This window comes from Streptomyces sp. NRRL B-24572 (assembly GCF_002156145.1).
Taxonomy (GTDB): Bacteria; Actinomycetota; Actinomycetes; order Streptomycetales; family Streptomycetaceae; genus Streptomyces; species Streptomyces vietnamensis.
Window position 1 is genome coordinate 7,173 of record NZ_MWIG01000283.1, and the last position, 9,823, is coordinate 16,995.

The following is a 9,823-nucleotide window of genomic DNA, read 5'->3' on the forward strand; positions in this document are numbered from 1 at the left end:
CGGGTGCGCAGGAAATCGGCGAGCTCGCGACCACGGTCATCCATGCCTCCAGTGTGACGGGCGGGAGCGGGCCGCACCCCGGGGCCGGGTGGTACTGCCGGTACCTGCCTCGGGGACACCTGCCCGCACAGGGCACTTTCCGGCGTCCTGCGAGGCGTCTCGGGATGGTGTTCTTGTCGAGGGCCGACGGCGACAGGCCGCAGCCCCGAACCCCACCCCCTGACCCACCTCGAAAGGTGTGTTTCATGACCACGCACATTTCCGCCCGTCCCCTCTCCGGCCGCGTCGCGGTGGTCACCGGTGCCTCCAGCGGCATCGGTGAGGCCACGGCCGAGCACCTCGCCGAGCTGGGCGCCCGGGTCGTCGTGCTGGCGCGGCGGGCGGACCGCCTGGAGCAGCTGGTCGCCCGGATCGAGAAGAACGGCGGCGAGGCCCTGGCCCTGGCGGCCGACGTGACCGACGCGGCCGCCGTGCGGGCGGCCGCGGACCGGGTCGCGGCCGAATTCGGCGGCGCCGACCTGTTGTTCAACAACGCGGGCGTCATGCTGCCGGCCCCCGTCGAGGAGCTGGCCACCGACCAGTGGCAGCACCAGATCGACCTCAACATCACCGGTCTGATGCACGTCATCGGCGCCTTCACCCCGCAGCTCGTCGAGGCGGCGGGTGAGCGCGGCGTCGCGGACCTGATCAACACCTCGTCGATCGCGGCGCAGAACATCTTCCCGAACTTCGCCGTCTACTCCGCGACCAAGGCGTACGTCACCCACCTCTCCCGGCACCTGCGGGCCGAGCTGGGCGCGAAGAACGTCCGGGTCTCGGCGATCGAGCCGGGCATCGTCGGAACCGAGCTGCAGAGCCACGTCACCGACGAGGGCGCCCTCGCCTGGCTGGAGAGCTCCAAGGAGACCATGGAGTGGCTCACGCCCGAGGACGTCGCGCGGACCGTCGGCTTCGTCGCGGGCCTCCCGCCGCGGGCCAACCTCCAGCAGGTCACCCTCATGCCCACGGCCCAGGCCGCCTGACGCGTACGGGAAAAGGAGCGGGTCCGGGGGCGTGGCCTGCCCCGGACCCCGTCGATGCCGCTCCCCATCACACGCCGGCACGCTTGAGGACCCGGGTCATCCGTCATTGCGTCGCGTCCTGCCTCTGGACCACCGCCGATCGAGCTCGGCGGACCAGATTCGAACCGGCATTTCGACGCACCAGGGCCCGGGCCCGGTCGATCCGGCGATGAGCGGCGCATGCTGAGTCCGGAGCAATAGTCTGAGATCGACCGCAGTCTGCCTCTGCCTGGTGGAGCCATCCCGGCGGGAAGTGCCGGGGAGGAGGACTCGAACCTCCACTGGAACCGCGGATGTCACGACAAGGCTCGGCTTCAGCTTTGCGCTCCTCGCGCACCCCGGCCGTGTTCTGTGGCCGGGGAGCCTGTGGTGTCCCCGCTACCCGAAGAGGTAGCCGAAGGCGGCGTCGCCGACCCGCTGTTCGCCTCCTCACGGGCGAACTTCACCGCCTGCTGGAGCTTCTCCACCCGCTCCACGAGCACGCGCCCGTCGACCGTGATGTCCGCACGCGCGTCGCAGTTCGCCCAGTCCTTGGTGGCCGTCACATCGAACAGGTGGGTCAGCGCCCGCACGGTGTCGCGCAGCACGTCCTCGGCCTTCACCTGCACCAGCATCGACTCGGGCGGCAGCTGCTCGCCCTCCTCGTCCTCCGGCTGGTAGGCACGGGAGATCCCGGCGAGCAGCGCGGGCTTCTGCAGGCCGTGGTGCGCCGCCGTCAGGTCCTGATGCGCTCGGGACTTGACGCCCTTCTCCACTGCGATGGCTTGATTCGGGAACGTTCGAGAATCGCGTGATTCGCTTCAAGTGGGACCTAGGGCCTCTCGTTTGGATCACTGGTGGCAGAGGCGTCCATGGGCCCTGCAAGTAGCTGCACTGTCAGCACCACCGTCTACGGTGCGACCATGTCGTTTGCCCTGCCCGATGGTCTGCCTCCCGGCCGGTTCCTGTTTTCCGGCCCTGCACACGTATGGGTCTCTGACGAATTTCCTCAAGACGTCGATCAGCTGTGGCCTCGCCTGCTGAGCGAGCAGAAAGCCTGCGGCCTGGTTCCGCTCTTGTGCCGGCCCGACGCCATGGGAAGGCCGCTCGGCCTGGACCACGTCGATGCTGTCCGTCTGGAGGAGGTGCTGGCCACGGACTTCGCCGAGTACCGGCGCAGGAGGCTGCCCTTCTGGATGGACCCGACACCGGCCCCGGCGCCGGAAGGAGTCGAGCCATGGCCCCACGATCCCGGGCCGCCCTTCGAACAGTGGCCGGGCCTGGCACCGCAGGTGCCGGCTGCGCCCGCAGGCCCGACGCCCGAGACGGCGGCGGCGAGCCTGCTGACCTGGTTCAGCGAGACGGGACAGTTTGGGCTGGACGAGTGCCGCCTCGTGCTCGTCCCTGCCCGTCGCGGCAGCGATGCTCTGGCGTCGATCGGCTGGTCCGCGGAGGCACCGTTGCCTCTGCTGTGTGCGCTCCTGCGGAGCTGGGAGGACCGTTTCGGTGCCCAGGTCGTGGTGGTGTTCGGCAGCGAGCTGCACGTGTCGGTCGCCAGGCCGCCCGCTGAAGCAGAGCACGCGAACCTGCTCGCCTTGGAGCACGTGCTCTCGACCGCGAACAACATCGTCGATGATCCGCCCACCCCGTTCCCCGAGTACGCGATGGACCTCGTGGGACGGACTTGCTGGTCGTTCTGGTGGGACTAGCCATGACGACCGTGCCGCCTGCTTCGTTGGTTCGGGTGTGCCGTTGACTGACGTGCAGTGGGCGCGGATCGAGCCGTTGTTGCCAGACCAGACGCCGCGGCGGGGTGGCCGGTGGCGGGATCACCGTGAGGTGATCGACGCGATCGCCTGGAAGTTCCAGACCGGCTCGCAGTGGGTCCACCTGCCCGAGAAGTACGGGAACTGGAGGGGCGTCTACAACAGGCTGCGGATGTGGGCCATCGACGGCACCTGGGAGCGGGCGTTCACCGCGCTCATCGCGCAGGCCGATGCCGAAGAAGACCTGACCTGGGCCGTCTCGGTCGACTCCGCTGCCGTGCGCGCTCACCAGCGCGCGGCCGGGGCCCGCACAAAAGGGCCCCGGCCGGCGAGCCGGACGACCATGCCATCGGCCGGTCTCGCGGTGGACTGACCACGAAGATCCACCTCGCCTCCGATGCCCACTGTCGGCCACTGGCCTTCGTGCTCAAGGCCGGACAGGCCGGCGACGCGCCCGCCTTCCCGCACGTGATGGCCCGCCTGCGCGTTCCGCGTCGACGAGGACGTCCCCGCACCAGGCCGGACCTGGTCCTGGCCGACAAGGCGTACTCCTCCCGAGCGATCCGCGAGCACCTGCGCAAGCGCGGGATCCGCGCGGTGATCCCCGTTCCGGCGGATCAACGCGGTCACCGGCTTCGTCGCGGAAGCCGCGGCGGCAGGCCCCCCGCGTTGGACCGCGAGGCATACAAGCAGCGCAACACCGTCGAACGCTGCATCAACCGCCTGAAACAGTGGCGGGGCATCGCCACCCGCTACGAGAAGACCGCAACCATCTACCTGGCCGGACTCCACATCGCCGGCCTCCTACTTTGGTCTGCCAGGCCAACGGCTCAGGAGCAGGAGCGAAGCGCATCCTGCCAGGCACCAGGGCTGCGGTAGTGGTTCTTGTGCCCGGCTGCAAGTACGTGGCGCAGTTCGGCAAGGTGCTGGGTGTTCGTGGGGAGATCCAGCCGGTCGAGGAAGGTCAGTGCGGCAGCCGGCTCCAGGTCGCCGTAGACGTCGTGGAAACTTGCCAGGAGGCCGCGGAAGACGGCCGAGTGCAGGGCAGGAAGCCGCATGGCGGTGCGGTACGTCAGCTCCTTCACCGTCCAGCGCACCGGTCCCGAACACTCCAGAACCCGCCGGGCTCGGCGGAGCAGGGCCTCCGATCGCTCGGCCACCACCCGGTCTATGTCGTTACCGAGAACCTCGGCGAAGGCCGTCGCGGAAGTGGCGTGGTCCTCGAACCAGTCCACCCACAGCGAGTAGGTGACGGCCTCGGCGTCCCGGTCCGCCTCCAGCCGCTGACGGTAGCCGTCCCACAGCACGTCGGCCGGCAGGGGACCCTCCGCACCCTCGTTCGCGAACCGGATCTCGCACGTGACCCAGTACTCGTCAAGGAGGTCCAGCAGCCCGAAAGCCAACCTCACCTGGTCGGCTGCACCGAGGTTTTCGGCAAACACATCACCGGCCCAGGAGTGCGCCACCTCGTTGGCGGTGAGCAACGCGTCCGGCTTCTCGTCGCTCACCCACCCGTCGCGCACCTGGCTGACGCCCTGATCAGCCAGCCAACGCCGCGCTGCCTCCTCGGCTTGCATCTCCACTCGGGAAGTATGACAAGCCTCGCAAGATCCAAACGAAACAGCCCAGCCGTTGCACGCCGCCGCACAGTTCTTACCCACGGCCAGACCTTCCTCTTCCACAGCTCAACCGCCGCATCGTCGCGCTCGATCGCCCGGCGGGTGGGCTGCTGCCACGACCAGCCGTGTCGCTTCAGCAGCCGTCACGTGCCCTCCACCGCGTACGAAACGTGGAACAGTCGACCGATCAGCGTCTTGACCCGCGCCAGCGTCCACCGCTGATCGGTCCAGCCGTGGACGAGCGGTCCACGCTCCAACTCCTGCTCCAGTCCCGCAACCTGAACCGGGCTGAGCCTGGGGCGTCCCGGCGATCCCTTCGACAGGAGCCCGGCCTCGCCCCGCTTGCGCCAGGCCGGCGCCACCGCTCCACCGGCCGCTCGCTCACCCGCAGCCCGGCGGCGATCTCCCGGTTCTTCTCCCCGCCCTCGAAGCCGTTCCGCAGCCTGCAGCCGGATCCGTTCCCGCGTGGCCCTCTCGGCGTCGGTCAGCCCGCCGCCCTGCGCGTACCTCACAGCCACCGCAGCCGACAGGCCGGCGTCAGGCAAACAACCCCGACCTCACCCGATCAAGTTCAGTAGCGTGCCTGAAGGCAGTACGAGGCCGGATACAGCGAGAAAGCACAGGGCCTGGGCGATGACAAGGCCCGGTGGCCGACCCTGTGGTCGCTGGAACCGCAGGTGAGAAGTACCACAACAGTGATCCGCCGACCGACGGGTCCACGGTAGACCTCGGAACTGTCGCTGCGGGCCATCACCACTTCCGAGCCCCCGACACGTGCAGTCATGGAGTGGCGGACAAGAGTTCTGACGACCCGTAGTGCAGGCCAGACGTCGTCGCCCGGTACACGACTGAACCCGACGGCTCCTGGAGCAGTCCGGGCGGGTCACTCACGTGCTGGTGTGACGGTGTGCGCGAGCTGGACGCGTGAGTGCAGGCCGAGTTTCCGGTAGACGCGGGTCAGGGTCGCTTCGACCGTCTTGACGCTGACGGTGAGGGTGGTGGCGATGTCGCGGTTACTCGCTCCGGTGGCGGCGAGTTCGGCACAGCGTTGTTCGGCGGAGGTGAGGCGGGGGTGGGTGTTGCCGCCCGCGAGGACGGCTTCCAGCCGGCCGAGGGTGTGCGCGGCGGTTTCGGCCCAGGGATATGCCTGGTGGGCGGTGAAGAGGTCGGCGGCGCCCTGCGCGGCGGCGCGGGCGCTGGCGCGTCGGCGCCCGCGTCGTTCGGTGTGGCTGAGCGCCAGCAGGGTCCTGCCGCGTTCGAGGGGAAGGTGGCGGAGGCGGTCGGCCGCGTCGGTGAGGCGCTGGGCCGCGGTGTCGTAGTCGCCGCGGGCGGCGTCCAGAAGCGCCTGGGCGCGTTCGAGCGGAGGGAGGACCGCGTCCCTGCCGAGGCCGGTCGCGGTGCGGCGGGTGTCGTCCAGCAGGCTCTGTGCCTGGTCGAGGTGGCCGAGGGCGACGAGGGTCTCGGCGAGTTCGGGATGCCAGCGCAGGACGGACGGGTCGTGGACCTGCTGGAGCTCCTCCAGGTGGCGTACCTCCTCCAGTGCCGCCAGGGCTTCTTTCGGACGGCCGGTGACCATGAGGAGGTGTCCGAGGGCGAAGAGGTTGCGGGAGAGGAAGACCCGGTTGTCCTCCTGCCGGGCGGTGTCGACTCCGCGGCGCGCGTGTACGAGGGCGAGGTCGGTGCGCCGGGCGGTGCCTTCGACGAGGGCGGAGGTGTAGCACGCCGGTGCGGGTGACAGGGCGGTCCCGTCGGTCAGCGCCTGGGCGCGGTGGGCGTGCTCGAGCGCCCTGGCGCACCGTCCGGCGCGGAGTTCGGCCTCGGCAAGGCTGCGCAGGATGTCCACGGTCGCCTCGGCGTCTCCCGTCCGCTCGGCTTCGACGAGCAGGGGAAGCAGCGCGGTGCGGGCCTCGTCCGGGCGGTCGTCGAAGAGGGTGTGCCGGGCGGCGAGGTGCTGAGGCGTGCCGTTGACCGGGAGCGGGGCGGTGCGTGGCAGGGACAGGGCGCGGCTGAGCGTGGTCTCGGCGTCGGGGTGGCCGAGGATGCGTTGGAAGCGGGCCTGCATCGTGAGGGCCATGACGGTGGTGGCGGTGTCGCCGACGGCCTCGGCGAGGGCGGTGGCCCGGCCAGCCAGGGCACACGCCCGGTGGGGGTCGCCTTCGTTGACGTTGGCCCAGACGGATCGACGGATGAGGACCTGCGCGGTGAGGTCGGACCGTCCGGCTGCTGCGTGGAGCGCGTCGGCGAACAGTTCGTCCGCGCTGTGCAGGTGCTGGCCGCTCGCGTCGATCAGGGCGATGAGGGCGGCGACGCGTTGGGCGGGGGTGGTGTCGTGGCCCAGGACCAGGCGGGCGGCGGCCCGGCCGCGGGGGAGGTCGCCGTAGTGGGCGGCGTCCCGTACGGCGGTCAGGGCCCGCTCGGTGAGCAGGTCGCTGTCGTCGTGCGGGGTGCGCTGGGCGGCGAGGAGGGAAAGCTCGGCAGCGAGCGCGTGTTCACCGCGCAGCCGGGCGCGCACGGCGGCGCGGGCGGCGTGGCGGGCCGACCGCGGGTCGGCGGCGTCGGCCGCCAGCGCGGTGTGCCGGTCGCGGTGGACGCCGTCACGGCTGGCCTCGGCCAGGCGGGCGTGCAGGAGCCTGCGCGCGTGCCCCGGCAGCCGGGCCACGAGTTCGGTGCCGATCGCGGAGGCGGTGAACCGCACCGTCCGGTCGGGCTGTCCGAGGTCGACGAGTCCGGCTGCTTCGGCCTCGGCCAGGAGGCTTTCGGCTGCCGGACCGGCGAGAGCGCTCAGCAGGTCGAGGTCGGGCCGGTCGTCGAGTGCGGCAGACGTCAGCAGTTCCTGGACCTCCCCCGACACGGTTCCCAGCCATTCGCCCACCAACCGGCGGGCCGGGGGAGGAAGGACAGGGTCGTCCTCGGCGTTCGGGGCGATCGGCACGGCGGCGGTGTGGCCGCGAACCTGGGCGAGTGCCAGGGCCAGCGCCGGGTTCCCGCCGCTGTGGGTGTGGATGCGCGTGACCTCGCGGGGGGCGAGCCGGTACGGGGACAGCAGCGTCGCGACCTGGGGGGCCGTCAGGGGCGGGATGCGCACCGCGCACGCGTCCTCCCCGCACCAGTGGCCCACGGCCCCCGGGCGCCAGGTGCGCTCGGCCGCGATGACGGGAAGGTCCGGGGTCAGGCGCAGGGCCCAGCCCAGGACGGCCGCGCTGGCCGGGTCCAGCCACTGGGCGTTGTCCACCACCAGCGTCATGGGTGGTACCTCTCGCAGCAGAGCGGCGGTCTGCCGGCGCAGCCGCAGGGCCGAACCGGCGTCGTCCGGGGAGCCCGGCTGGTCGGCGGCCTCGTCGAGTCCCGCCGCCAGCTCCCGTGCGGCAGGCAGTGCCTGGAGCGCCAGCGCGAGTTCGAGCAGTCCGGCACAGGGAACCCGGGCGTCCTGCGGACGCGGGGCCAGCCGCAGGACGGGCAGGCCCAGCCGTCGCCCCAGGGCCCCGGCCGCGGCGGTCTTGCCGCTTCCGGGCGGCCCGAACAGGACCATCCGACGGGTGCCGTGCACGTCTTCCGGCACCACCGGCAGCACGGGACCGGCCTCGTGGAACGCGCTCATCCACATCGCAGACTCTGGCATCGGGCCATGGTGCGCCCGCCGGGCCTCCCCGTCCAGATCAAGGGGTTGCCCCGATGTCGGCCGCCCCCTGCGTCCCTAGCCTCATGGCCACAGCCGAGCCAACCGCTGCCGAACGCCCCCCGCACCCCAGATGACGTTCTGCGGCACATCCCCGACAAGGCCCGGCGGAAGGATCTCGATGAACCGCAAGAACGCCCTGGCTGCCGGTGTCGCGGCAGCCCTCGCCCTGGGCACCGTGACCGTGGTGGCCACCCAGTCCACCGCGGCCGCCGGCACCTCCGCCGTCCGACCCGGCGCCGGCTTCCAGGCGATGACGGCCGACTCACGCGGCGAGGCGATACGCACGGCCGGCCGGAACGCGGCCGCCACCGCCCGCGCGCTCGGCCTGGGCCCCGACGAGCGCCTGGTGGCCAAGGACGTGCTGATCGACGCCGACGGCACCCGGCACGTGCGCTACGACCGCACCTACAGAGGCCTGCCCGTCATCGGCGGCGACCTGGTGGTGCACCTCACCGAGGACGGCAGGATCACCGGCTCGGATCTGGCGCACCAGGGCGCGATCCGGATCGCCGACACCACGCCGAAGCTGACGGCGACCGACGCCTCGGCCGCCGCCGTGAAGCACGCCAAGCACGTGAAGAACGCGAAGATCAAGGGCTCGGACAGCAGCACTCTGATGGTGTACGCGGTCGGCAAGGTGCCGGTCCTCGCCTACCGCTCGACCGTCACCGGTGCAGGTGAGGCCGGCCCGGCCACGCGTCAGGCGGTGATCGTCGACGCGACCAGCGGCGCGCCGCTGGACCAGTACGAACTGCACCAGAACATCACGGGCACCGGCAACGGCGTCACCGTCGGCCAGGTCTCCATCGAGACCACCCAGTCCGGCAGCGGTTACACCCTCACCGACGCCGCGCACGGCGGCACGATCATCTACGACTCGTACAACAGCCCGCAGTCGAATCCGAAGCAGAACGCCCGGCCCTTCTCCAAGACCACCAACTCCTGGGGCAACGGCACCACGTCCAGTCGCGAGAGTGCCGCCGTGGACGCCTCCTACGGCCTGGCGAAGACCTGGGACTACTACAAGAACTCCTTCAACCGCTCCGGCATCCGCAACGACGGCCGCGGCGCCCCGGCGTACGTGCACATGGACAACAACGTGCTGAACGCCTTCTACGACGACGACTGCTTCTGCATGTTCTTCGGCGACGGCTCCTCGCAGAACGGCAACACCCCGGTCACCGCGCTCGACGTGGCCGGTCACGAGATGAGCCACGGCGTCACCGCCGCCACCGCCAACCTCAATTACTCCGGTGAGTCCGGCGGCCTCAACGAGGCCACCAGCGACATCTTCGGCACCATGGTCGAGTTCTCCGCCGACAACGCCGGTGACCCGGGCGACTACTACATCGGCGAGAAGCTCAACATGTCGGGCGGCTACATGCGCCGGATGGACAACCCCTCCGCCGACGGCAACTCGCTGTCCTGCTGGACCTCGAACGCCGGCTCGGTGGACGTCCACTACTCCTCCGGCATCGGCAACCACTTCTTCTACCTGGCGGCCGAGGGCACCGGTGCGAAGACCATCGGCGGACGCTCGCACAACGGGACCACCTGCAACAACGACACCTTCGCGGGCATCGGCAAGGACAAGGCCGCAGCGGTCTGGTACCGCGCGCTGTCCACCTACATGACCTCCACCACCAACTACGCGGGCGCCCGCACCGCCACCCTGCAGGCCGCCGCCGACCTGTACGGCACCGGCAGCACCCAGTACAA

7 protein-coding genes and 2 pseudogenes are annotated in these 9,823 nt (G+C 70.8%); 4 read left to right on the plus strand and 5 right to left on the minus strand.

What is annotated here, in order from left to right:
• Window positions 1–245: 245 nt before the first annotated feature.
• Window positions 246–1,022: an SDR family oxidoreductase gene (locus tag CCN56_RS17755; RefSeq protein WP_086827999.1), complete on the plus strand. Its 777-nt coding sequence runs from the start codon at window positions 246–248 to the stop codon at window positions 1,020–1,022.
• Between the two features lie 503 nt (window positions 1,023–1,525).
• On the opposite strand, the pseudogene CCN56_RS17765 reads toward CCN56_RS17755, so the two are convergent.
• A pseudogene (locus CCN56_RS17765) lies at window positions 1,526–1,816 on the minus strand (hypothetical protein); the annotation flags it as partial.
• 147 nt (window positions 1,817–1,963) lie between these two features.
• Between CCN56_RS17765 and CCN56_RS17770 the strand changes: the two are divergent.
• Window positions 1,964–2,749 carry a DUF4253 domain-containing protein gene (locus CCN56_RS17770; RefSeq protein WP_256962015.1) on the plus strand — a complete coding sequence of 262 codons (786 nt, stop codon included), beginning with the start codon at window positions 1,964–1,966 and terminating at the stop codon, window positions 2,747–2,749.
• A pseudogene (locus CCN56_RS17775) lies at window positions 2,673–3,685 on the plus strand (IS5 family transposase). The gene CCN56_RS17770 and the pseudogene CCN56_RS17775 overlap by 77 nt, the downstream one beginning before the upstream one ends.
• Here the strand turns inward: CCN56_RS17775 and CCN56_RS17780 are convergent.
• From CCN56_RS17780 to CCN56_RS17790, 4 genes are all read right to left on the minus strand, one after another.
• Window positions 3,637–4,383, minus strand: coding sequence for a hypothetical protein (locus CCN56_RS17780; protein WP_179199883.1), 747 nt, complete (start codon window positions 4,381–4,383; stop codon window positions 3,637–3,639). The pseudogene CCN56_RS17775 and the gene CCN56_RS17780 sit on opposite strands and share 49 nt — an antisense overlap.
• The gene (locus tag CCN56_RS45820; RefSeq protein ID WP_373412863.1) at window positions 4,311–4,565 is read right to left on the minus strand and encodes a winged helix-turn-helix domain-containing protein; all 255 of its coding nucleotides are present in this window, start codon (window positions 4,563–4,565) and stop codon (window positions 4,311–4,313) included. The genes CCN56_RS17780 and CCN56_RS45820 overlap by 73 nt, the downstream gene beginning before the upstream one ends.
• A 3-nt stretch (window positions 4,566–4,568) precedes the next feature.
• Complete coding sequence (locus tag CCN56_RS45825; RefSeq protein WP_373412862.1) at window positions 4,569–4,682, minus strand: winged helix-turn-helix domain-containing protein; 114 nt, start codon at window positions 4,680–4,682, stop codon at window positions 4,569–4,571.
• 626 nt (window positions 4,683–5,308) lie between these two features.
• Window positions 5,309–8,044 carry a LuxR family transcriptional regulator gene (locus CCN56_RS17790; RefSeq protein ID WP_086828002.1) on the minus strand — a complete coding sequence of 912 codons (2,736 nt, stop codon included), beginning with the start codon at window positions 8,042–8,044 and terminating at the stop codon, window positions 5,309–5,311.
• Between the two features lie 178 nt (window positions 8,045–8,222).
• Between CCN56_RS17790 and CCN56_RS17795 the strand changes: the two genes are divergently transcribed.
• The coding region (locus CCN56_RS17795; RefSeq protein ID WP_086828004.1) for a M4 family metallopeptidase at window positions 8,223–9,823 on the plus strand (1,601 nt) is incomplete at its 3' end.

What these genes read in the sequence shown, in the direction of transcription:
- CCN56_RS17755 (WP_086827999.1), top strand. Translation starts at nt 246, where the DNA reads ATGACCACGCACATTTCCGCCCGTCCCCTCTCCGGCCGCGTCGCGGTG.
- CCN56_RS17770 (WP_256962015.1), top strand. Translation starts at nt 1,964, where the DNA reads ATGTCGTTTGCCCTGCCCGATGGTCTGCCTCCCGGCCGGTTCCTGTTT.
- CCN56_RS17780 (WP_179199883.1), bottom strand. Translation starts at nt 4,383, where the DNA reads ATGCAAGCCGAGGAGGCAGCGCGGCGTTGGCTGGCTGATCAGGGCGTC.
- CCN56_RS17790 (WP_086828002.1), bottom strand. Translation starts at nt 8,044, where the DNA reads ATGCCAGAGTCTGCGATGTGGATGAGCGCGTTCCACGAGGCCGGTCCC.